Below are 22,638 nucleotides of genomic sequence, written 5' to 3' on the forward strand. Positions count from 1 at the left end.
CCGCCCGCTCATCGTCCGACCGCCTCAGGAGGCGCTTTGACCGGCTCTCGAACTCTCCGCTCCGAACTCCGTGCGCTGCGCCCGGAGGCGTTCGGTGCCGACCCGGCCGGTGCGCGGATGGAGCGGATCCGCCGCTCGCCGAACTTCGCCGACGGCGTGTTCCAGAACCCGGTCGGGGCCCGCCAGCGGCCGTCCGGTTCGATGCTGGAGTTCGCGAAGATCTACTTCCGCAAGGAAGAGCGGGCCCGCAGGGCGCCTGCGGCGCCCATTCCCGTGCACCCGACCACGCTGAAGGACCTGTCCCGGCCGCCGGCGGACGGCCTGCGGCTGACGTGGATGGGTCATTCCAGCGTGCTCGCCGAGATCGACGGCCGCCGGGTCCTCTTCGACCCGGTGTGGGGAGAGCGGTGCTCTCCGTTCCCGTTCGCCGGGCCGAAGCGGCTGCACGCCGTGCCGGTGCCGCTGGCGGCGCTGGGCGCCGTGGACGTGGTGGTGATCTCGCACGACCACTACGACCATCTGGATCTGCCGACGATCAAGGCGCTGGCGGGTACGGACACCGTTTTTGCCGTACCGCTGGGCGTGGGCGCGCACCTGGAGCGGTGGGGCGTTGCGGAGGACCGGATCCGGGAGCTCGACTGGAACGAGTCCACGAAGATCAACGGCCTGTCGCTGACGGCCACGCCCGCCCGGCACTTCTGCGGCCGGGGGCTGCGCAACCAGCAGCACACGCTGTGGGCGTCGTGGGTGGTGGCGGGTGACCAGCACCGGATCTACCACAGCGGGGACACCGGGTACTTCCCCGGCTTCAAGGACATCGGTGCCGAGCACGGGCCTTTTGATGCCACGATGATCCAGATCGGTGCGTACAGCGAGTACTGGCCCGACATCCACATGACGCCCGAGGAGGGCATGCGGGCGCACCTGGACCTCCAGGGCGGCCGGGTGCACGGCACGATGCTGCCGATCCACTGGGGCACGTTCAACCTCGCGCCGCACCCGTGGTCGGAGCCGGGCGAGGGCACGGTCGAGGCGGCGGAGCGCGCGGGCGCGGCCATCGCCCTGCCGGTCCCCGGCCAGCCCTTCGAACCGGGCGCGGCGGATGCCCCGTCGACGCCCTGGTGGCGGCCGTTCGCGGCCGAGGGGGCGGGGGCCGGCGGTGGGGCCGGCGGTGGCGTTGCGGCTGGGGCTGGGGCTGGGGCTGGGGCTGCGGGTGGTTCGGTCGGGTCGGCTGGGTCGGCTGGGTCGGCTGGGTTGGCTGGGCCGGCTGGGTCGGGTGGTGGCTTGGGAGCCGGTTTGGGTGCGGCTGAGGACGCTGGGGAGCGTGGTTCCGCGGTAACGGGACCGGACGACGAACGGGCTCCCGCGCCGTCGGTGTAGGGCGGCCCTCGGCGTGGGGGTGGGGCGGTGCGGGTGCGGGTGCGGGTGCGGGTGCCGGTGCTCCGCTGCGCCGGCCCTTTTCCCCCGGGCGGTCGGGCTTGTACGGCAGTCTGCACGATGGCCAGTCGGGGGTCGGTGCCGCGCTGGCTCCTGACGGTCTCCGGAGGCGGGTGCGGCGCATCGGCACTCGGCGGAGCCGAGGTGTGCTGCGGTCGGCGTGACGGCTGGTCGGTGATGGGGGCGGGTTTGCGGTGGGTCGGGGTGGCGGGGTTCTCCGGGGGATGCCCGCATGTCTGAGTGTCCGTCCGTGCCGGGCCGGCCCGTCAAGGGCGCTCCTCCTCGTTCCTCGTCGTCGCGTCGCTTCGCGATTCCGCTTCGCTCCACCCTTGACCGCCCGTCCCGTCCCGGAAGTCCACAGACTTGCGAGCATCCCCCGGAGGGGGAGGGATGGCAGGGGGGACGGGACCATCCTCATTCCCCCTCGGCCCGTGGAGCGGGCCTGGGGCGCGGGGTGCCGCCCTCCGGGCGGAAGGCACGCGGCAGATCGCTACACAGCCGCGGCCGACTCGGCGGCCTCCGGACCGGTCGTGGTTGGGCATAGGCCGCCATCGATCGCTACGCGCTCTTCTCGTTTCGGCGGCGGCCGGGCTGTCTGTGGCCGGGCATGCAGGCCACCGGCGGTCGCCGGGCAGCCGTGCTGTCCGGCGGCGGGCGCTTGTCGGGAGTAGAGCTCGGTGGGGCGGTCGTCAGGTCGCAGGGTGGTCGGGTGCACGGCGGGGAAGTCGGCGGCGGTGGGTGGCCGACCACTGGGGGACCTCAGCCGTGCCCACTCGGTCGCACGGGTGGTGCGGGTGGGTATCCCGGCCCGCGCGGAGCGCGGGCGTAGCCCCCCCACCGACCCGGGGCGGGTATATCGGGCTGTCGTGCGAGAGGTCCTTCTGGAGCGGGAAGGGAGGGGCAACTCGGGGTCGGGGGAGGGAACATGCGGTCTAGCGTGGGTATCCGGTGATCTACGGCGGGGACCTCTCGGTCCCCGCGCCCCACGTCCCGAGGACGATGATGTCCGCACTCCGCGCACCCGCCGTGCGTCCCGACCGGCGGCGGCCCCGCCACCGGCTCCGCGCCCAGTTGGTCCGGGCGGCCCTGCTGCCCACCCTTGCCGCCGGGCTCAGCGGGGCCGCGGCCGTCACGTTCACCCTGCAGCTCGGCGGGGCGCGGGCCGGTGCCCGGTTGTGGCCGGTGCTCGCCGGGTGCGGGCTGCTCTTCGGTGCGGCGCTCGCCGCCGCCCTGTTCGGGGCCGAGCGGGGGGTACGGACCGTACAGGAGCGCTGCGAGGCGCTGCGGCGTTCCAGTGTGCGCGGGCGGCAGGAGCTGAGGTCCGTCGCCGAGCGGCTGGAGCGCGGTGAGGCGCCGCCCGCCCGGCGGCCCGTGGCGGCAGCCGGCGGGGACGACGAGTTCGAGCTGCTCGCGCAGGAGCTGCGGCAGGCCCGGGAGCAGGCCCACGGCGCGCTCGTGCGGACCGCGGCGCCCGGGGCCCGGTCCGACAGTGACCAGAAGGTCGAGGTGTTCGTCAATCTCGCCCGCCGCCTCCAGTCGCTCGTGCACCGGGAGATCCAGCTGCTCGACGAGCTGGAGGACACGGTCGAGGACCCGGACCTGCTCCGGGAGCTCTTCCACGTGGACCACCTGGCCACGCGGATCCGGCGGCACGCCGAGAACCTCGCCGTGCTCGGCGGCGCGGCCTCGCGGCGGCAGTGGACCCGGCCGATCGGCATCAGCGAGGTGATGCGCTCCTCGGTGGCCGAGGTGGAGCAGTACACCCGGGTGAAGGTGGTGCCCCCGGCAGGCGGGTCCGTACGGGGGCACGCCGTCGCGGACGTGGTGCACCTGCTCGCCGAACTCGTCGAGAACGCCACGGTGTTCTCCGCGCCCGACACGGACGTGATGCTGCGCGCCGAACGCGTCACCGCCGGCATCGCGGTCGAGGTCGAGGACCGCGGGCTCGGCATGCCCGCCGAGGAGCAGCACCGGATGAACGCCCTGCTCGGCGATCCCGACCAGGTCAGCGTGCGCAGGCTGCTCCAGGACGGCCGCATCGGGCTGTTCGTGGTGGCGGCGCTGGCGCGGCGGCACGGGATCGCGGTCGAGCTGAAGTCCAACATCTACGGCGGTGTGCTGGCCGTGCTCGTGCTCCCGCAGGAGCTGCTGGGGGCCGAGGAGGAAGACGCCGCCGAGGCCGCGCCGCCGCTGGAGCCGGTACGGGTGGCGCCGCCGAGGCCCGCTGTCCCGGCCCGGTTGTCCGTACCGCGGCCTGCCGGGGCGGTGGACGCGGGACGGCCGCCGTTGCCGCGGCGCAGTGCCCAGCAGCACGTCGTACCGCAGCTGCGGGAGCCCCCGGACCCGCGGCGCGGCGGGCCCGCCGAGCAGCCCGTGCACGACCCGGGGCTGATGGCGGCGTTCCAGCGCGGATTCGCCCAGGCGGATTCCGACCGGCAGACCTGAACACCCACGGCAAGGAGCACAACCCCCATGGCCAGCGAAGTGCCGACCAGTCAGCTGTCCGACCTCGACTGGCTGTTGAGCGGTCTGGTCCAGCGCGTTCCCTACACCCGCAGTGCGGTGTTGCTCACCGCGGACGGACTCGTCACCTGCCTGCACGGACTCGACGCGGACAGCGCCGACCACATGGCCGCCCTGGCCTGCGGGCTCTACTCGCTCGGCCGCAGCGCGGGCGCCCGGTTCGCGGAGGGGGCCGAGGTGCGCCAGGTGGTGGTCGAACTGGACTCGGCCCTCGTCTTCGTCTCCGCGGCCGGCTCCGGGACCTGCCTGGCGGTGCTCGCCGACCGCGCCGCCGACGCCGGGGTGCTCGGCTACGAGATGGCGATGCTGGTCAAGAGCGTACGGCCGTACCTCGCCGCCCCGCCCCGGCAGGCAGCGGCGGGGGAGCGGTGAGGGCGTACCTCGCCGCGCACGACATGCCCTGGCTGGACGACTCGGCGGGGCGGCTGATGCGGCCGTACACGGCGAGCGGCGGCCGGACCCGGCCGACGGCGGTGCTCGACCTGCTGTCGCTGATGACCGCCACCGGTGTGCGGCCGCACGGGCCGCTGGGGCCCGACCACGCGCTCGCGCTCAAGCTGTGCGGGGGGCCCGGATCCGTGTCGGTCGCCGAGATCGCCGCGCAGCTGCGGCTGCCCGCGGTCGTGACCAAGGTCCTCCTGTCCGATCTGCTGGACTGCGGGGCGGTAATGGCGCGCGCCCCGCGGTTCCCCGGCGGTCCGGGGTACGCGGACGACGACCACTCCCTGCTCCGGGCGGTGCTCGATGGCCTGCGACGAAGGCTGTGAGGGCCCGGCCGGGCTGCCGGTGACGCTGAAGGTCCTGGTCGCGGGCGGGTTCGGGGCGGGCAAGACGACCTTCGTGGGTGCGGTGAGCGAGATCGAGCCGCTGAGCACGGAGGAGCTGCTGAGCGGGCTCGGTGCGGAGGAGGAGCCCGGGGGCAAGACGGCGACGACGGTCGCGCTGGACTTCGGCCGCCTCACCCTGGACACCGGGCACGTGCTGTACCTCTTCGGGACGCCGGGCCAGGAGCGGTTCTGGTTCCTGTGGGAGGAGCTGTCCGCGGGTGCGCTGGGGGCGGTGGTCCTCGCGGACACCCGGCGGCTGGAGGACTGCTTCCCGGCCGTGGACTTCTTCGAGCGGCGGGGGACCGCGTTCGTCGTGGCCGTCAACGAATTCGACGGCGGCCACCGGTACTCCGCCGGGGAGGTGAGGGAGGCGGTGGGGCTGCCGGCATCGGTACCGGTCGTACGGTGCGACGCCCGGCTCCCCGGCTCCGGCACCCGGGTCCTCGCGGCCCTGGTGCAGCACCTCCTGGTGGCGGCTTCGGCATCCGATCTGGGGGTAAGGCCATGACCTACTACGAATCGACCGGGCACCTGCTGCTCACTCCCGTGGACCGGGAGGCGCCGGCGCGGGCGGGGCGGCTGAGGGCGCTGGGCCTGGGGGAGCGGGCCGACTCCGAGTTCGACGCGTTCGCGCGGAGGATCGCGGACACGGCGGGCACGCCGTACGCCGGCGTCAACTTCATCGACCGGGACCGGCAGTTCTTCGCCGGGCTGCACCACCGGCCGGGCGCGCCGGCGGGTGCGTACCCGGGGCGGGTGGTGGCGCGGGACCACGGGTACTGCCCGTACGTGGTGGTGCGGCGGCGGGCGCTGGTCCTGGAGGACGTACGGGACTTCGCGCGGTTCGCGCCGAACGCCGTCGTCGACGAGAGCGGGGTCCGGTCGTATCTCGGTGCCCCGCTGACCGACCGGCAGGGCTTCGTGCTGGGGACGGTCTGCGCGGTGGACCTCGTACCGCGCCGCTGGGGGCGGGAGGGGCTCGAGACCATCAAGGCGCTGGCGGCGGAGCTGGTGGCGGTGATCCACGGCCGGGAGGACGGGCGGGTGCCGGACCCGGCGGCTACGGTCGTTGTCGACGCGCACGACTGACGACGGGAGCCGGGGGATGGCCACGACCGCCGAGGATGTCCGCACGATCGCCCTGTCCCTGCCGGACAGCAGCGAGAAGCTGTCCTGGGGCATGCCCACCTTCCGGGTCGGCGGGAGGATCTTCGCCGCGCTCGGGGACGACGACGCCTCGGTGGGCGTGAAGTGCCCCAAGGAGGACCGGGCCGAGCTGATCGCCGCCGAGCCGGACAAGTTCTTCATGCGCGAGGGACACGACGACAACTACGCCTGGCTGCGGGTCCGGCTCACCGCCCTGGAGGACGAGGGGGAGCTGCGCGCGATCCTCGTCGACTCCTGGCGGCAGGCCGCCCCGCGCCGGCTGGCCGAGGCCCATCCGGAGCTCGGGGCGACCTCCTAGCGCCGGGGGTGCAGGAAGGCGCCGATCCGTCGGCGCAGTCCGGCGGGGTCCAGGCCGTGGGCGGCGGTGTGGTCGTCGGTGGTGCCGTACTTGCGCAGCTCGGCCTTGCCCACGCCCAGGCCCAGCACCCGGTGCGGCACGTCGAGCAGCGCGTCGGCGGCCGCCTGGGTGGAGGTGCCCGCGAGGTAGGGCTCGACGAGGACGACGTCGGTGGTGCTGCGGGCTGCGGCGGTGTGCAGGGCGGCGTCGTCGAAGGGGCGCACGGTGCTCGCGTACAGCACGGTCACATCGAGGCCTTCGGTGGCGGCGAGGACGTTGTCGAGCATCGGGCCCACGGCCACCACGACGCCCGAGGCGCCTTCGCGCACGGTCAGGAAGCGCGCGCCGTCCACGGGGAGCGCGGCGGTGTTCGACTGCTGGGAGAGCCGGACGTACACCTTGTCGTCGCCCGCGGCGTAGGCGTGCCGCAGCAGGGCCTCCGCCTCGTCGGGGTGGCCGGGGACGTGGACGGTCCAGCCGTCGAGCGTGCCGAGCAATGTCACATCACCGGGTGACATGTGCGTGTACCCGCCCGCCGGCCAGTCGTACGACGCGCTCGCGCTGACGAGCACACCGCCCGTGCCCTGGTGCCCGAAGTCCAGCTTGACCTGTTCGAACGGCCGCTCCACGAGAAAGCTCGCGAACGTGTGCATGACCGGCCGCAGCCCCGTCAGGGCGAGTCCGCCGCCCACGCCGATGAGCAGCTGCTCCCGGATGCCGACGTTCACCACCCGGTCCGGATGGGCGGCCCGGGCCGGGCGGAACCCGTCCATGCTGATCTCGGCGAGGACCACCGCCAGCCGGGGGTCCTCGTCCAGCAGTCGCGAGGTCACCGAGATGAATCGTTCCCGCATGGTGTCTGTGCTCTGCACGTTCTCTTCGTCCTCCCGTGTCCCGGTCACCCCGTCATGCCTTCTTCTCGACGCGCGCGACCACCGCGTGCGGGCGCCCCGGCCGGCCGGCGGTGAAGGCCGTGTGCAGCGCCTCGTGGTCCCGCCCGTCCACCGTCACGGCCGACCAGCCGGCCGCTTCGAAGCGGGAGGCGATCCCGCCCCGCCAGCCGTGGGTGGTGGAGTCGTTGTCGATCACCACGGTGTGCAGCCGGTCCAGGCCGGCTGCTCCGGCGTAGGCGAGGGCTTCGTGGTTGCTGCCCTCGTCGAGCTCGGCGTCTCCGATCAGCACCCAGACGGCCGGTGCGGTGAGCCCCCGGGCCAGCAGCCCCAGTGCGCTCCCGACGGCGAGCGGCAGCCCGTGCCCGAGGGACCCGCTGCCGATCTCGGCCCCGGGGACCAGCACCCGGTCCGGGTGGTGCCCGAGCGGCGACGCGTACCCGCCGAACCCGTCCAGCCACTCCACGGGGAAGAACCCCTTCGCGGCGAGCACGGCGTAGTACGCCATCGGCCCGTGGCCCTTCGAGAGCAGGAACCGGTCCCGCCCCGGCGCGTCCGCCGTGCCCGGCGTCACCCGCAGTACGCGGTCGTACAGCACCCAGAGCGCGTCGAGCGTGGAGGTGGCGGCGGGCCCGTGCTTCTCGGCCCCGGTCATCCTGCCCATCAGCCGCGGCAGGTCCTCGTAGCCGTACGCGGCAGCCGTCGTCTCAGCCGTTGTCTGCGTCATGCCCCCACGGTGCAACCTCAAGTCGACTCGAGGTCAACCGTCCGGTCCGCTCCGGAAAAGGTGCGCGCGACCACCCTCCGAAGTGCGGTATTGTTCTCCTGCGCGTTCGACTTCGGGAAATCCCAGGTCAGCGGGCATCGGGACGTGGCGCAGCTTGGTAGCGCACTTGACTGGGGGTCAAGGGGTCGCAGGTTCAAATCCTGTCGTCCCGACTTGCGAATACGCAGGTCGCAGGCCGTATCGGAAGCATCCGATACGGCCTGCATCTTTTTCCGGACCTTTCGGGGCCGGCCCCTTCTGCTCGGCCGGCCTGTGGGCCCCGACTTCCCGTCACGTGAGCCCGTGCGCCGTCACGTGAGCGGTGCGGGTGGTCCGGGCGGGCGTCCCCGTCGGTGCCGAACGACCGAAACACACTGAACCCTTCTGTGCCCGCGGCGTCGGTGATGCCGCGGCGGGGGCGGCGCATTGGTTCGCGGCGCGGTTCGTCTCAGGGACTGGACGGTCGCTCGACTCCGCCTCGCGGCCGACTGGAGCGCGGCCGTCCGGGCCGTCGGCGGGTGCCTTGCCGGGGCGGCTATTGAATTCAGGGTGCATCTTCATTGGTTGGAAACAGCGCCGTAACTTTTCCCGCCGGGGTGCATCGAGTGATGGTCCAGACCTGAAATGAGGCATTTTCGGACAACCTCTGGCGCATCTTGATGCCGTGCATTGCCCCCTGTATGTTCATTTCCTCAAGATCAACACCCGGGCATGGAGAAAGGGCGCGCTGAATTCGCCACCGTCGCGTATTCCATGGAGCCGATGCCAGGATCAGAGAATCCGTGTAGGCAGCCTCGGAGAGGAGTAAAGCGTGGAGATACTGCAGTTGTCCGATATGGAATGGCGAGCGCTTGACGCGCTCGTACCCGCCGACCCGGAGAAGTCCTTGAGGCTGGGGACGTTGGGGCCGACAGGGACCAGTAGTGAGTACATCGCGCAGTCGATGTCCCGCATTCTTCGCGACCGGGGTCCCCTTCGGATCGTCCTCAAGGACACGTACGAAGGGTGCATGGAGGACCTCTCGGAAGGGCAGGTCGATCTCGCCCTCGTGGCCCACGCCTATCAGCGGATCAACGCCTTCTACATGAATCCCCGGCTCGAGCCGGCGATCGTATTCCGCGGGCACACCCCGGAGTACGGCCTGGCCACGCGGTCCGACTTCGAATTCCGCGAGGAGATGCTCTTCAAGGAGACCGTCGTGTCCCACCCGGCACCTATACCGCTGTTGCAGTACCACTTCGACCAGGTGGTGCAGGTGGACACCTCGAATTCGACGAGCCAGGCCGCCCTCGACGTAGCCGACGGGCGCTACGACATCGCCATCACGAACGAGCAGGCGGCGCGGCAGCACAATCTCAAATTCGTGTACAAGTTCTCACGGATCCCGATGACGTGGACCGTGTTCTCGCGGAGGGCGGACCGATGACCACACAGACGCACGAACGACGCTACTTCCCGGCGCCCGACGTCGTGCTCCATCACGACGGTGTCCGCCACGAGTCCTACCGCCGCGACGACACGGAAGTCCGCGTCACCTTCATCCCTCCCGGCGTGGCGGCGATCACCGGGTCCCGCCCGGAAGCACAGGTGGGAATGGTCGTGCGCGGCGAGCTCTCCGTGACGGTCGAGGGGGTGACGAAGCTGATGCGGCCGGAGCACGACGTCTACGTCGTCCCGCCGCACGTCGGGCTCTCGGCCGTGAACCCGTCCGCGGAGGAAACCGTCCTGCTGGAGATCACGCGCAGCAAGCCGGGTGAGGACTACCCCGCGCCGGACGGCTATTTCCTCGAACCGCTGGAGTCCCGGAAGTTCGTCAAGATGGACGTGACGTTCTTCCTCGCCGACTGGATCGAGCTGATGGTCGCCGACATTCCCGGCGGCGGTCAGATGCCTTATCACAAGCATTCCCACGAGCAGATCGGGATTTGCCTGGAAGGGCGCTACGACATGACGGTGGAGGAAACCAGCCACGAGCTCCGGTTCGGCGGTACCTACTTCTGTGCGAGCCAGGAGGGGCACAGCGCCGAGAATCCCCACACCGCCATGGCGCGTTCCCTCAACATATTCATCCCGCCGAGGTACCACAGGGTGCCCAAGCAGGAGACGGAGCAGGAAAACCCGTGATGCGGGTGGCCATGGTCCTGGGGGCCAGCGAGGGAATCGGGCGGGCCACGGCGCTGAATCTGCGTGCCAAGGGGTACGCGACGGTTCTGAGTGCGCGCACCCGGAGCACGCTCGAAGACGTCGCACGGGAATCCGGCGGCGGGCAGGACGTGCTGGTTGTTCCGGGGGACATCACCTCGCGATCCTTCCGTGCCGACCTGGTCGCCGCCGCCGATCGGCGATTCGGCAGGATCGACGTACTGGTCAACAATGCCCCGGGTCCGGCGCCCGGATCGTTCGACAGCATGGATCCCGGGGACGTGACAGCCGCGATGGAGCGGAAACTCGTACCGTATCTGGACCTCATCAAGTCCGTGGCTCCGGTGATGGCCCGCAATGAATTCGGGCGGATCGTCAACATCGTGGGGAACATCGGAAAGGAACCGGCCTCCGGCATGTTCCTTTCGGGCCTGGTCAACGCGGCGGTGTCGAACGCCAGCAAATATCTGGCCAGCCAGTACGCCGGGAACAACGTGACCGTGAACTGCGTGCACCCGGGGACCATCCGGACCCGGCGCTACGACCGGGCCGTGGAGCACATCAGCCGGGCCGGCGGAATCACGCGGAACGAGGCGGAGGACCGGCTGCAGGGGGGCATCCCCATGGCCCGGCCCGGGAGCGCCGAGGAGGTCGCCGCCCTCATCGGCTTCCTGGCGTCCGACCAGGCCTCGTACCTGACCGGGCAGCAGATCTCGGTCGACGGTGGGCAACTGGCCTGCGTATAGGCCGCGTTGCAAGTTCAGCACGTACACGACGTACGGGACGTACAGGAGGAGACGAGTCCGTGTTCAAGGACACTGTGGTCGTGGTCACCGGTGCCGCGTCCGGCATCGGGAAGCAGACCGCGATCGAATTCGCCCGGCAGGCCGCGAAGGTCGTCGTCGCGGACATCGACGAGAAGTCCGGCACCGCCGTGGTGGCCGACCTGACGCGCGACGGCCACGACGCGATCTTCATCAGGACGGACCTCACCAGCGAGGCGGACTGCAAGCACCTCATCACCGCCGCCGCCGAGTCGTACGGCACGGTCGACGTCCTCGTCAACAACGCCGGCATCGAGATATCCACGCCCCTGCACGAGATGTCCGAGCAGGAGTGGGACAGGCTGGTCGACACCAACCTGAAGAGCATGTTCCTGTGCTCGAAGCACGCGCTGCGCACGATGGTGGAGGCCCGCAGCGGGGTCATCGTGAACGTCTGCTCGGTCAGCGGGCTGGTGGCCTGGCCCGGCATCGCCGCGTACAACGCCACCAAGGGCGGCGTCATGATGCTGACGAAGTCGCTCGCCGTCGACTACGCGCAGTACAACATCCGGGCCAACTGCGTCTGCCCGAGCATCATCGACACGCCCATGACCGACACGTCCATCGGCCACGACGCGTCGGTCAAGGAGGAGAAGGCGAAGCTGAATCCGATCGGTCGCCTGGGAACGCCCGAGGACGTGGCGAACGCGATCCTCTTCCTCGCCTCGGAGAAGTCGTCGTTCATCACGGGCGCCGCGCTCACCGTCGACGGCGGCTACACGGCCATCTAGCGCCCGGCGCGGGCACCCGGCAGTTCTCCGTGGTCACATCGAAGGAAAGGTTGGTTGGAGTGTCGGACCGATTGAGCGGCGAGCAACGCGCGGCCGGGTTCCCCGTGCTGACGGTTCTCGCACTGATGGCGGGCATCTTCGCCGTCGGCTCGGAGGAGTTGGTGGTCTCCCCGCTGCTCGCGGACATGGCCGGGTCGTTCGACACGTCGGTGGCCGTGATGGCGCTGTCGGTCAGCACCTACGGCATCGCGACGGCGGTGGGCGCCCTGCTCTTCGCCCCGCTCGGCGACCGCTTCTCACGCCGTCTCGCCCTGACGATCGGCATGGCGGCGTTCGTCCTGGGCACTCTGATGTGCGCGTTCGCCACCGGGCCCGGAGTGTTCTTCACCGGACGGGCACTCGCCGGTCTGGCAACGGGTGCCTTCGTCCCGACGGCGTACGCGTTCGTCGGCGACCAGATTCCGTATCGGCACCGGGGCAGGGCCATGGGCATCCTGGTGTCCAGCTGGTCGATCTCGCTGGTGGTGGGCGTGCCGCTGGGATCGTTCGTCGGACAGTCCGTCGGCTGGCGGTGGACCTTCGGGCTGCTGTCGGTCCTGGGCGTCTTCGTGACCTTCGTGATGCTGTTCACGAAGAGCGGCGCCCGTCCGGACCGCGAGGACGCCGCCCAGCCGGCGGAGGACTCCGCCGCGGCATCCCCGGACGGGTGGGTACGGTCGGCCGCCCGTGCCTTCCTGGCGCCCAGGGTGGCCCTGTACGTGCTGGCGACCTTCCTGAACATGCTCGGCTTCTACGGGATGTACACCTACCTCGGCACCGCCCTGCAGGACCGCTTCGGTGACGGCAGCTCCATGACCGGCGTCATGATCCTCCTGTACGGCCTGGGGTTCGCGACCAGCTTCGTCACCGGCAGGTGGGCCGACCGGCTCGGCAAGGAGCGGGTCCTCATCGCGCTGCTGGCCGGCCTGGTCCCCGCCCTGGCGGTGATCCCGCAGGTGAGCCGCTGGACGGCGCTGCTGGTGGTCTGCCTGTTCCTCTGGGGCGCGATGCAGAGCCTGGTCGTCACCCTGCTCAGCACGCTGCTCAGCGAGACCTCGCAGACGCACCGGGGGACCATCCTCGCCTTCTACAGCCTGGCCACCAACCTCGCCGTCGCCCTCGGCGCGGCGCTGCTCGGTCCCCTGTTCACCGCGTATGGGTTCTCGGCCGTGGGCTGGGTGTGCGCCGGCGTCACGCTGATCGCCTTCGCCCTCAGCGGATGGGCCCGGCTGCGCGGCGCCGGGCGGACGAGGACCCCCGATGCCGATGCCGATGCCGATGCCGACGAGGCTCCGGACCGGCTCACCGGCACCAAGGCGGTGGCACGTGAGAACTGAACCCGCACGACGGCTCCTGGACCTGCCCAGAAGCTCCTTCGCCACGATGGCGGGCAGCATCGCCCACCTCGTCGGGGCGGGCGAGGACGTGGTCAACCTGTGCCAGGGAAACCCCGACCTCCCCACGCCGCCCCATATCGTCGAGGCCTTGCGCCGGGAGGTGCTCGACCCCGCCACCCACCGCTACCCGGCCTTCTCCGGCCTGCTCGAACTCAAGGCCGCCATCGCCCAGTGGTACGCGGTGAACCACGGGGTCGAGCTGGACCCGGAGACCGAGGTCGCGATCCTCTTCGGCGCGAAGGCCGGCCTGGTGGAGATCAGCCAGTGCTTCCTGAACCCGGGTGACGTGTGCCTGATGCCGGACCCCGCCTTCCCGGACTACTGGGCTGGGGTGGTGCTCGCCAGGGCACGCATGCACCCCCTCCCGCTCCTGGAGGCCAACGGCTTCCTTCCCGACTACGGGGCGCTCGACCCGGCCGTGGCCGACGCGGCCAAGCTGATGTTCCTGAACTACCCCAACAACCCGACCTCGGTGACCGCTCCCCGGGAGTTCTACGAGCGCACCGTACGGTTCGCGGCCGAGCACGAGGTCATCGTGGCGTCCGACTTCGCCTACGGGGGGCTGAGCCTGGGCGGTGAGGCCCCGGTCTCGTTCCTGGCGGCGGCCGGAGCGAAGGACGTGGGGGTCGAGTTCATCTCGCTGTCCAAGATGTTCAACATGGCGGGCTGGCGGATCGGCGCCGTCGTCGGCAACCGCGAGGTCATCGCCGCCGTCAACCTCATCCAGGAGCACTACTACGTCTCGCTCCCGCCGTTCATCCAGCGTGCCGCCGTCACCGCGCTGACCGGCCCCCAGGACTGCGTCCACGAGCTCTCGGGGGTCTACGAGCGCCGCAGGGACGTGTTCGTCGCCGGACTGCGGGAAGCCGGCTGGCAGCTCGGCGTTCCCGGCTCGGTCTTCGCCTGGCTGCCCCTGCCCGGGGGCGCGGATTCCGTCGCGTTCGCCGACGAGCTGCTCCACCGGGCCAAGGTGGCGGTGGCTCCCGGCCGTTGGTTCGGCGAGCAAGGCGAGGGATACGTACGGGTGAGCCTGCTGGCGCCCGAGGACAGGCTCCGGGAAGCGGTCGCCCGCATGGCCGGCTTCCGTCATGCCTACAACCGCAGCACGCAAGGAAGGGAACTCGGCCATGAATGACGACATCGATGTCAAGGACCGCATCGACGGGGACCGCCGGGCGATCGACGGCCTCGACGCGCACATCATCGAGCTGCTCACCCAACGCGCCCGCATATCCGACCGCATACAGAACGACCGCATCGGCTCCGGTGGGACGCGGACGGTCCTGGCCCGCGAGGCTGAGGTGCTGAGCCGCTACCAGGACGGCCTCGGCCCCAAGGGGACTCCGATCGCCATGAGCGTCCTCAGGCTCTGCCGCGGTGCCGTTCCCGCCGACGAGCATCAGCTCACCCGACACCGCGCCTGAAACGATCCGCAGGAGGACCGCTGTGATACGCCACGTCGTACTCTTCAAATTCAAGTCGGGGATCGACTGGAGCGATCCGCGCGCCCAGGCGGCGGAACGCACCGCGGCCCAGGTCGGCGTCGAGGTGCCCGAACTCCACGAATGGCGCCACGGCCGCAACGTCTCGGACCGCCCCATCGCCTACGACTTCCTCGTCGAAGGGCTCCTGGACGACATGGACGCGGTCGGCCGGTACCTCGTCCACCCCTTCCACCAGGACGCGATCACGCAGTGGCGGGAGATCAGCGACTGGGTCATGGTCGACGTCGAGGCGTAGCCGCCCCGCCCGGCGGGCTCGTACGCACTGGCGTTCGATTGGTGGAGTGGCCGGGAGGCGGCCGGGCGTCGTCCGGCAGACGATGGACGGGGAGTCCGACTGCGCGTACGGAACGCACGGCGAGCGCCGGTGCGGCATTGGGTGCAGGTGCCAGATGAGCGAGCACATCCCGGTCGACGAACTGATCAGCAATGCGGCACAGGCTGCGGGCGGCTGGCTGGGCGCGCTGCCCGTGGCGCTGGTGGCCACCAGCGCCGACGGGACGATCGTGCGCTGGAACCAGGTCGCGCAGGAGCTGCTCGGATACGCCCCGCCGCAGATGCTGGGGCACAACATCGCCGATCTCCTGCATCCGGGGTCCGACCGCAGCCTGGGCCGCTCCCTCTGGGAGGCCGCGGCCACCGGGCGGGGCGTGATGGGGACGGTGACCGCGTGGCGCCGGGACGGGCACCCGCTCGAGGTGGAGATCTGGGCCTCGCCGGTGTCCGACCGGCAGCACGGTACGGCGACGGTGCTGGTCTTCGCCGCCGACGCGCACGCGGCACGGCGTATCCGGGGGTCGTCGGCGGTGTGGGACGGACTCTTCGCCCGCTCGCCCGTGGGCATCGCCATCCTCGACACGCAGCTGCGGTTCCTCCAGGTCAACCCCGCCCTGGAAGCGATGAACGGCCTGCCGGAGTCGGCCCATGTGGGCCGCCGGCTGGCGCAGGTCCTCCCCGAGGTGAACGCCCTGGAGATGGAGGACGCCATGCGGCAGGTCCTGGAGACCGGGAAACCGGTCCTGGACCGCCGCCGGGTCGGACGGACGCCCGCCGAACCGGACCACGACCGGGTCTGGTCGTGCTCCTACGTCCGGGTGGAGGATCCCGCGCACGTACCGATCGGCGTCATCGCCTCCCTCGTCGACATCACCGCGCAGCAGCGCGACCACGTCGAAGCCGAAGCGGGCCGGCGCAGGCTCGCCATGCTCAGCGAGGCCAGCATCCGCGTCGGCTCCAGCCTGGACCTGGAGCGCACCGCGCAGGAGCTGGCCGACGTCGCCGTACCGCGCTTCGCCGACGCCGTCACCGTGGACGTCCTGGATGCGCTGGCGCGCGGCGACGAGCCCGGTACGGGCCTGTCCGGCGGGGTCGCCCTTCGGCGGCTGGGCAAGGCCCCGCTGTCGGGATCCGAGGTGACCGGCATCCTCGCACCTCTCGGCAGGACGCTCACCTTCCCCGCGGCCGCCCCCTACACCCAGGCCCTCGCGGCCCGGCAGCCGTTCCTCGTCGCCCGCCTCGACGAGCCGACGATCGCCTCTGCCGCCCGGCACACCGCCAGGCCCGCCCAACTGCTCGCGGTGGGTGTGCACTCGATGGTCATGGCACCGCTGGTGGCCTGGGAAACGGTGCTCGGCGTCGCCACCTTCTACCGCACCCGCCCGGGGGGAACGTTCGGCTCCGAGGACGTCACCCTCGCCGGCGAACTCGCCGCCCGCGCCGCGCTGAGCATCGACAACGCACGGCTCTACCACCGCGAGCACGAGACCGCGGTCATCCTCCAGCGCAGCATGCTCCCGCAGCACATCTCCCCGCCGCCGGGCATCGAGATCAGCCACCGCTACCTCCCCGCGAGCGACGTCAACGAGGTCGGCGGCGACTGGTACGACGTCCTGCCGCTCTCCGGCGGCAAGGCGGGCCTGCTGATCGGCGACGTCATGGGGCACGGCATCGCGGCGGCGGCGGTCATGGGCCGGCTGTCCGCGTCGGTACGGGCCCTCGCGCGCCTGGACCTGCCGCCGGTCCGGCTGCTGCACGAGCTGGAAGCCGCCCTCGCCGACCTCGCCGAGCCGATGCTGGCGACGTTCCTGTACATCGTCTGCGACCCGGCCACCGGGCACTGCACCGTCACCCGGGCCGGACACCCGCCGCCCGCGCTCGTGCTGCCCGACGGCACGGTCCGGCTCCTCGACACCCCGCCCGGCGTCCCGCTGGGCGTCGGCGGCGTGGACTTCACTCCCACCGGGTTCGACGTGCCGCCCGGCAGCCTGCTCGTCCTCTATACGGACGGCCTGATCGAGGCCCGGGGGCGCGACCTCGACGACCGGCTGGCCGAGCTGATGCGGCTGCTCTCGCACCCCGGGCGACAGCTCGACCACGTGTGCGACTCGTTGATCACGCACCTCGTCCCGGCGGCGGCCGACGACGACATCGCCCTGCTGATCGCCCGCGTCGGCGGCCGGTAGCCGCCCGCCGCCCGCCGCCCGCCGCCCGCCGCCCGCCGCCCGCCGCCCGCCGCCCGCCGCCCGCCGTGGGCCGCGGGCGTGCCGGGCGTAGCGGCTACGGAACGCCCGCCACGCCCGGCACGCCCGCGCACGCCGGGGCGGCGAAGCCCCGGCGTGCCCTGTCGTCAGGCGTGCCCTGTCGTCAGGTGCGCAGCAGGCGGCCGAAGAAGGAGCGGTAGCGCTGCAGGGCCAGCCGCAGGTCCTCGGTGGCGACCTGTTCGCCCTGCTGCCACTGGCCTTCCAGACCCTTCTTGTGGTCGGAGAAGCTGGCGGCGAGGGTCTGCATCACTTCGGCGACCAGGCCGTCGGCGTCGCGCACCGCGCCCTGCGGGTCGTCCACGAAGCGGGCCTGGATCTCGCCCCAGGTCTTCCGGTACTCCTCCGCCTCCTGCTCGGGGAGCAGCGCTTCGGACTCGTCCTCGCGGGACGCGTCCCCGGGGCGCGCGTCTCCTTCCCGGCGCACGTCCGCCTGGCGTACGTCTTCTTCGTCGTCGCGCACGTCCTCGGTGAGCGCGTCCCCGCGGGCCGCGGGCTCGTCCGCGCTCCGGCTGTCCGGGTAGGCGCTCTCCTCGGCGTCGGTGGCGTCCGCCTCCCGCCTCATCTCGTCGCGGTCCTCCTGCCGGGTGTCGTGGGAGGTCGCCTCGCCCGGGTAGACCGGCGGCTGTCCGCCGCCTCCGGGGTGGGCCAACTGCTCTGTCGTCAGGCCCTGTTCTTCATCCCTCTGCATTGCGGGTCACCTCGTCGTCCCGACCAGTTCGTCGAAGAGCGCGCGGTAGTGCACCATGGCCCCGCGCAGTTCCTCGGTGGTTGCCTCTCCGCCGGTGCTGCGGAGGTTGACCTCGTGGGCCGCCCGGTAGTGCTCCAGGGTCCGTCCGTGTTCCACGGACAGTTCGCGCAGCTGCTGCTCGTACCCCTCGGTGGGGTAGCCGCGGTCCCGCATCAGGCGGGTGACCAGCTCGTCCGCCTGCGCGACCGAGCCTTCAGGCCGGTCGACGAAGCCCGCCTGGACCGTGGTCCAGGCTTCGGCGTAGCGGTGCCGCTCCTCCGGGGGGAGTTCCCTGATGTCGAGGTCGTCGTGCCGGGCTTCGCGCTCGCGCAGGTCGGCGTCGGCGGCCCGCTTGCTGCCGGTGTCCTCCACGGTCCGCTCGTACTCCGGACCGAACCGTTCCTGCAGCCGGCGCCGCCGCCGGAGCATCCACACGGAGATGCCCGCGAGGACCAGGACGACGGCAACGGGGATCAGGACGGCGAGAAGTGTGCTGGTGGACATGGAACCCTCCACAGACCGTCTTGTCGTTCCGATGTTCGATATGCCGCGCCTGCCCTGGCGCCGCCCGGCCAAACCGGCCCCCGCGTCGCGGGCGCCGTCCCGTCAGATGGGCACCACTTGAGCGATCAAAGTAGGGACGGGTTAGCATATGAGCGCCGCCTAGCTCGAAAGATAAACTTGTGACTGTCAATGACGACTCGTTCACCAACTGGAAGAACCGCGAGGAGATCGCGGAGTCGATGATTCCGATCATCGGGAAGATGCACCGGGAGCGGGACGTGACCGTCCTGCTGCACAGCCGCTCCCTGGTGAACAAGTCGGTGGTGAGCATTCTCAAGACCCACCGATTCGCCCGTCAGATCGCCGGCGAGGAGCTCTCGGTCACCGAGACGATGCCGTTCCTGCAGGCCCTCGCCGCGCTGGATCTCGGCCCTTCCCAGATCGACATCGGCATGCTGGCCGCGACGTACAAGGCCGATGACCGCGGTCTCTCGGTGGAGCAGTTCACCGCCGAGGCCGTCGCCGGTGCCACCGGTGAGAACAAGATCGAACGCCAGCAGTCCCGCGACGTCGTCCTCTACGGCTTCGGCCGCATCGGCCGCCTCGTCGCCCGCCTGCTGATCGAGAAGGCGGGCTCGGGCAACGGCCTGCGGCTGCGCGCCATCGTCGTGCGCCCGGGCGGCGGCCGGTCCGCCGACGATCTCGTCAAGCGAGCCTCGCTGCTGCGCCGCGACTCGATCCACGGGCAGTTCCAGGGCACGATCACCGTCGACGAGGCGAAGAGCACCATCATCGCCAACGGCAACGAGATCAAGGTGATCTACGCCAACGACCCGTCCGAGGTCGACTACACGGCGTACGGCATCAACGACGCCATCCTCATCGACAACACCGGCAAGTGGCGCGACCGCGAGGGCCTGTCGAAGCACCTGCGCCCCGGCATCGACAAGGTCGTCCTGACCGCTCCGGGCAAGGGCGACGTCCCCAACATCGTGCACGGCGTCAACCACGACACGATCAAGCCGGACGAGCAGATCCTGTCCTGCGCCTCCTGCACCACCAACGCGATCGTCCCGCCGCTCAAGGCGATGGACGACGAGTACGGCGTGCTGCGCGGCCACGTCGAGACGGTCCACTCGTTCACGAACGACCAGAACCTCCTCGACAACTACCACAAGGCCGACCGCCGCGGCCGCTCCGCGCCGCTGAACATGGTCATCACCGAGACCGGCGCCGCCTCCGCCGTCGCGAAGGCGCTGCCCGACCTCAAGGCCCCGATCACCGGCAGCTCGATCCGCGTGCCGGTGCCGGACGTCTCGATCGCGATCCTCAGCCTGCGCCTGGGCCGCGAGACCACCCGCGAAGAGGTCCTCGACTACCTCCGCGACGTCTCGCTGCACTCGCCGCTCAAGCGCCAGATCGACTTCACCACCGCCCCCGACGCCGTCTCCATGGACTTCGTGGGCTCGCGCCACGCGTCCATCGTCGACGCCGGTGCCACCAAGGTCGACGGCGACAACGCCATCCTCTACCTCTGGTACGACAACGAGTTCGGCTACTCCTGCCAGGTCATCCGCGTCGTCCAGCACGTGTCCGGGGTGGAGTACCCGACCTACCCCGTCCCGGCGGTCTGACCGCGGGCAGCACGACCCACTGACCGGCCCGTGCCGGTCGCAGGCCGGGGGGCCGTTCCGGAATGATCCGGAGCGGCCCCCCGGTCGTTTTCGCGTATCCGGCGGCCCGGGGGCGCCTACGGCCCGCGGAGCGCCTCGACGCGCGTCTCGATCGCGGTGATCAGCGCCTCGACGCGGGCCTCGTAGATCTGCTCCTCCGTCACCTCGGCGAGCTCGGTGCTCAGTCGGGTGATGTTCGGGAAGCCCTGCGGGTCGACGAGGCGGTACTCGCGGCTCCAGGAGGACTCGTCGGCCTCCCGGACGTCGGCGTCGAACAGCAGGTACGCGGCGCGCTGGCCGACGAAGGCGAGCAGCGAGTCGCCGACCATCCGGTAGTGGACCGCGGCCTCGGCCCCGCTCAGTCCGGCCTCCGTCACGGCGCCGAGGATGAGCTCGACCACGCGGAATTCGTTCGGCCGGCGGGTGGTGCGGCTGGCCATGGTCGAGCCCACCACCGGGTAGCGGAGGGCGACCTCCAGCGACCCGGCGGCGAGCGCCCGGATCCGCCCCTTCCAGTCGAGGCCCCCGGGGATGCTGTCGAGCACCTCCCCGAGCGTGCGGTCCGCGACCGACAGCAGCAGCTCGTCCTTGTCGCGGAAGTGCCGGTAGATCGCGGTCGGATCGGCGCCGAGCTCTTCGCCGAGGCGCCGGACGGTGAAGGCGTCCTCGCTTCCGCGGGCTGCGATCCGCAGGCTCGCTTCGATGATCGCGTCGGGGGTGAGCTGGCTGCCCGCGCGCTTGCTCCGGGCGGGAGTGGCAGGTGACTTCGGCATGGTGCGGCCCAGTGTATCGATTTGGAACAGAGCGAGCGCAACACCGTTGACAACATTGTTGCGCTGCCGTTCACTCCTCCTCAACAACAAGCCAGCGGGTCCGTCCCGCCGAGCCGAGGGATGCGTTCGATGGCGAACACCAGCCAGCAGGCCGACACCGTTTTCCTGGGAGGACGGGTCTTCACCGCGACGGCGGACGCCCCGGCCGACGCCGCCGTCGCCGTCGCCGGCGGCAAGATCCTCGCGGTCGCCGACGAGAGCGCCGTGCGCTCGCTCGCGGGCCCCGCCACCGAGGTCGTCGACCTGGCGGGCGGGCTGCTCGTCCCCGGCTTCCAGGACGCCCACGTCCACCCGGTGGTGGCCGGGGTCCAGATGCTCGGCTGCGACCTGAGCGGGGAGCACACGATCGACGGCTACCTGACGGCGGTGGCCCGGTACGCGAAGGACCACCCGGACGCGGCCTGGATCCGCGGCGGGGGCTGGTCGATGGACGTCTTCCCCGGCGGGACCCCGACCCGCGGCCTGCTCGACGCGGCGGTGCCCGACCGGCCCGTCCTGCTCACCAACCGCGACGGCCACGGCGCCTGGGTCAACACCCGAGCCCTGGAGGCCGCCGGCATCGACCGCCGCACCCCCGACCCGGTGGACGGCCGCATCGAGCGGGAAGCGGACGGCACCGCCGCCGGCACCCTCCAGGAGGGCGCCATGGACCTGGTCGCCCGCCACGTGCCGCTCGCGACCGAGGACGAGGCCCACGCCGGGCTGCTCGCCGCGCAGGAGCACCTCTTCTCCCTCGGAGTCACCGCCTGGCAGGACGCCATGATCGGCGTCTTCCCCGGCAACCCCGACAACCACGGCGTCTACCTGCGCGCCGCCCGGGAGGGGTCGCTGCGCGCCCGCGTCGTCGGAGCGCTGTGGTGGGACCGCGAACGGGGCATGGAGCAGATCCCCGAACTGGAGGAGCGCCGCCGCACGGGCCGGGTCGGCCGCTTCAACGCCACCAGCGTGAAGATCATGCAGGACGGCATCGCCGAGAACTTCACCGCCGGGATGCTGGAGCCGTACCTCGACGGCTGCGGCTGCGCCACCGCCAACTCCGGACTCAGCTTCGTCGAGCCCGGACTGCTCGCCGAGGCGGTGTGCGCACTCGACCGCAAGGGCTTCCAGGTCCACTTCCACGCCCTCGGGGACCGGGCCGTCCGGGAGGTCCTCGACGCCCTGGCCGCGGCCCGCGCGGCCAACGGCGCCAACGACAACCGCCACCACCTCGCCCACCTCCAGGTCGTCCACCCCGACGACATCGCGCGCTTCGCGAGCCTGGGCGCCGCGGCGAACATCCAGGCGCTGTGGGCCGCCCACGAACCGCAGATGGACGAGCTCACGATCCCCTTCCTCGGCCCCGAACGCGCCGCCCTGCAGTACCCGTTCGGAGACCTGAGGCGCGCCGGTGCCCGGCTGGTCGCCGGCAGCGACTGGTCGGTCAGCAGCCCCAACCCCCTGTGGGGCATCCACGTCGCCGTCAACCGGGCCGTCCCCGCGGAGGAGGCCGGCGCCGGGCCCCGTGCCCCCTTCTTCCCCGAGCAGGCCCTGACCCTGGCGCAGGCCCTGACCGCGTACACCGCGGGCAGTGCCTGGGTGAACCACCTCGACGACGTCACCGGCACCATCGAGCCGGGCAAGTACGCCGACCTCGCCGTCCTCGACCGGGACCCCTTCGCCCGCCCCGCCGCGGAGATCGCCGGGACCCGGGTGCTGCGGACCTACGTCGACGGACAGCTCGTCCACGCCGCCAACGGCTGAGCGGTCACGGCACCACCCCCGCACCACGTACGTCCCCCA

Annotated in this window: 23 protein-coding genes and 1 tRNA gene; 19 read left to right on the plus strand and 5 right to left on the minus strand. The window is 71.5% G+C overall.

From position 1 onward, the window contains the following. Positions 1-36 precede the first annotated feature (36 nt). The 7 genes from ACZ7H1_RS00630 (at position 37) to ACZ7H1_RS00660 (ending at position 6,252) form a co-directional block, all read left to right on the plus strand. On the plus strand, positions 37-1,380 hold the full coding sequence (locus ACZ7H1_RS00630; RefSeq protein WP_470782479.1) for an MBL fold metallo-hydrolase: 1,344 nt from the start codon (positions 37-39) through the stop codon (positions 1,378-1,380). Between the two features lie 1,059 nt (positions 1,381-2,439). Then, the gene (locus ACZ7H1_RS00635; RefSeq protein ID WP_470782481.1) at positions 2,440-3,882 is read left to right on the plus strand and encodes a sensor histidine kinase; all 1,443 of its coding nucleotides are present in this window, start codon (positions 2,440-2,442) and stop codon (positions 3,880-3,882) included. A gap of 27 nt (positions 3,883-3,909) precedes the next feature. Further along, entirely contained in the window at positions 3,910-4,332 is a 423-nt protein-coding gene (locus ACZ7H1_RS00640) for a roadblock/LC7 domain-containing protein (protein ID WP_470782482.1), read from the plus strand. 23 nt (positions 4,333-4,355) lie between these two features. Further along, a complete protein-coding gene (locus ACZ7H1_RS00645) occupies positions 4,356-4,727 on the plus strand; it encodes a DUF742 domain-containing protein (RefSeq protein ID WP_470782753.1) in 372 nt (123 codons plus the stop codon). Further along, entirely contained in the window at positions 4,705-5,295 is a 591-nt protein-coding gene (locus tag ACZ7H1_RS00650) for a GTP-binding protein (protein WP_470782483.1), read from the plus strand. The genes ACZ7H1_RS00645 and ACZ7H1_RS00650 overlap by 23 nt, the downstream gene beginning before the upstream one ends. Next, the gene (locus ACZ7H1_RS00655; RefSeq protein WP_470782484.1) at positions 5,292-5,876 is read left to right on the plus strand and encodes a GAF domain-containing protein; all 585 of its coding nucleotides are present in this window, start codon (positions 5,292-5,294) and stop codon (positions 5,874-5,876) included. The genes ACZ7H1_RS00650 and ACZ7H1_RS00655 overlap by 4 nt, the downstream gene beginning before the upstream one ends. 16 nt (positions 5,877-5,892) lie before the next feature. Further along, positions 5,893-6,252 carry an MmcQ/YjbR family DNA-binding protein gene (locus ACZ7H1_RS00660; protein ID WP_470782485.1) on the plus strand — a complete coding sequence of 120 codons (360 nt, stop codon included), beginning with the start codon at positions 5,893-5,895 and terminating at the stop codon, positions 6,250-6,252. Here the strand turns inward: ACZ7H1_RS00660 and ACZ7H1_RS00665 are convergent. After that, positions 6,249-7,145 carry a transketolase family protein gene (locus ACZ7H1_RS00665; protein ID WP_470782754.1) on the minus strand — a complete coding sequence of 299 codons (897 nt, stop codon included), beginning with the start codon at positions 7,143-7,145 and terminating at the stop codon, positions 6,249-6,251. The genes ACZ7H1_RS00660 and ACZ7H1_RS00665 overlap by 4 nt on opposite strands. Positions 7,146-7,197: 52 nt before the next feature. After that, complete coding sequence (locus tag ACZ7H1_RS00670; RefSeq protein ID WP_470782487.1) at positions 7,198-7,908, minus strand: transketolase; 711 nt, start codon at positions 7,906-7,908, stop codon at positions 7,198-7,200. Positions 7,909-8,046: 138 nt separating this feature from the next. Between ACZ7H1_RS00670 and ACZ7H1_RS00675 the strand changes: the two genes are divergently transcribed. The 10 genes from ACZ7H1_RS00675 to ACZ7H1_RS00720 all read left to right on the plus strand — a co-directional run bounded on the left by ACZ7H1_RS00675 (position 8,047) and on the right by ACZ7H1_RS00720 (position 17,044). After that, positions 8,047-8,120: transfer RNA gene (locus ACZ7H1_RS00675), tRNA-Pro, on the plus strand. A 638-nt stretch (positions 8,121-8,758) separates the two neighbouring features. Further along, complete coding sequence (locus ACZ7H1_RS00680; RefSeq protein ID WP_470782488.1) at positions 8,759-9,373, plus strand: type 2 periplasmic-binding domain-containing protein; 615 nt, start codon at positions 8,759-8,761, stop codon at positions 9,371-9,373. Next, the gene (locus tag ACZ7H1_RS00685) at positions 9,370-10,071 is read left to right on the plus strand and encodes a cupin domain-containing protein (protein WP_470782490.1); all 702 of its coding nucleotides are present in this window, start codon (positions 9,370-9,372) and stop codon (positions 10,069-10,071) included. The genes ACZ7H1_RS00680 and ACZ7H1_RS00685 overlap by 4 nt, the downstream gene beginning before the upstream one ends. After that, on the plus strand, positions 10,071-10,835 hold the full coding sequence (locus ACZ7H1_RS00690) for an SDR family oxidoreductase (RefSeq protein WP_470782492.1): 765 nt from the start codon (positions 10,071-10,073) through the stop codon (positions 10,833-10,835). Before ACZ7H1_RS00685 ends, ACZ7H1_RS00690 begins: the two co-directional genes overlap by 1 nt. Before the next feature lie 59 nt (positions 10,836-10,894). Next, entirely contained in the window at positions 10,895-11,644 is a 750-nt protein-coding gene (locus ACZ7H1_RS00695; RefSeq protein ID WP_470782493.1) for an SDR family NAD(P)-dependent oxidoreductase, read from the plus strand. A 59-nt stretch (positions 11,645-11,703) separates the two neighbouring features. Continuing rightward, on the plus strand, positions 11,704-13,020 hold the full coding sequence (locus ACZ7H1_RS00700; RefSeq protein ID WP_470782494.1) for an MFS transporter: 1,317 nt from the start codon (positions 11,704-11,706) through the stop codon (positions 13,018-13,020). Beyond that, positions 13,010-14,215 carry an aminotransferase class I/II-fold pyridoxal phosphate-dependent enzyme gene (locus tag ACZ7H1_RS00705; RefSeq protein ID WP_470782495.1) on the plus strand — a complete coding sequence of 402 codons (1,206 nt, stop codon included), beginning with the start codon at positions 13,010-13,012 and terminating at the stop codon, positions 14,213-14,215. The genes ACZ7H1_RS00700 and ACZ7H1_RS00705 overlap by 11 nt, the downstream gene beginning before the upstream one ends. Continuing rightward, a complete protein-coding gene (locus ACZ7H1_RS00710; RefSeq protein WP_470782496.1) occupies positions 14,208-14,504 on the plus strand; it encodes a chorismate mutase in 297 nt (98 codons plus the stop codon). Before ACZ7H1_RS00705 ends, ACZ7H1_RS00710 begins: the two co-directional genes overlap by 8 nt. 22 nt (positions 14,505-14,526) lie before the next feature. Further along, positions 14,527-14,820: a Dabb family protein gene (locus ACZ7H1_RS00715; protein ID WP_470782497.1), complete on the plus strand. Its 294-nt coding sequence runs from the start codon at positions 14,527-14,529 to the stop codon at positions 14,818-14,820. A gap of 154 nt (positions 14,821-14,974) precedes the next feature. Further along, on the plus strand, positions 14,975-17,044 hold the full coding sequence (locus ACZ7H1_RS00720) for a SpoIIE family protein phosphatase (RefSeq protein ID WP_470782498.1): 2,070 nt from the start codon (positions 14,975-14,977) through the stop codon (positions 17,042-17,044). 181 nt (positions 17,045-17,225) lie between these two features. Here ACZ7H1_RS00720 and ACZ7H1_RS00725 read toward each other — a convergent pair whose 3' ends face one another. Continuing rightward, entirely contained in the window at positions 17,226-17,810 is a 585-nt protein-coding gene (locus tag ACZ7H1_RS00725; RefSeq protein ID WP_470782499.1) for a hypothetical protein, read from the minus strand. Between the two features lie 6 nt (positions 17,811-17,816). Further along, complete coding sequence (locus tag ACZ7H1_RS00730) at positions 17,817-18,353, minus strand: hypothetical protein (RefSeq protein ID WP_470782500.1); 537 nt, start codon at positions 18,351-18,353, stop codon at positions 17,817-17,819. A 179-nt stretch (positions 18,354-18,532) separates the two neighbouring features. Between ACZ7H1_RS00730 and ACZ7H1_RS00735 the strand changes: the two genes are divergently transcribed. Further along, on the plus strand, positions 18,533-19,987 hold the full coding sequence (locus tag ACZ7H1_RS00735) for a glyceraldehyde-3-phosphate dehydrogenase (RefSeq protein ID WP_470782501.1): 1,455 nt from the start codon (positions 18,533-18,535) through the stop codon (positions 19,985-19,987). A gap of 116 nt (positions 19,988-20,103) precedes the next feature. Here the strand turns inward: ACZ7H1_RS00735 and ACZ7H1_RS00740 are convergent, their stop codons facing one another. Continuing rightward, positions 20,104-20,799: a TetR/AcrR family transcriptional regulator gene (locus ACZ7H1_RS00740; RefSeq protein WP_470782503.1), complete on the minus strand. Its 696-nt coding sequence runs from the start codon at positions 20,797-20,799 to the stop codon at positions 20,104-20,106. A 129-nt stretch (positions 20,800-20,928) separates the two neighbouring features. Between ACZ7H1_RS00740 and ACZ7H1_RS00745 the strand changes: the two genes are divergently transcribed. Continuing rightward, complete coding sequence (locus tag ACZ7H1_RS00745) at positions 20,929-22,599, plus strand: amidohydrolase (RefSeq protein ID WP_470782504.1); 1,671 nt, start codon at positions 20,929-20,931, stop codon at positions 22,597-22,599. The last annotated feature ends 39 nt before the right edge of the window (positions 22,600-22,638 follow it).

This window comes from Streptomyces sp. NPDC037401 (assembly GCF_055602345.1).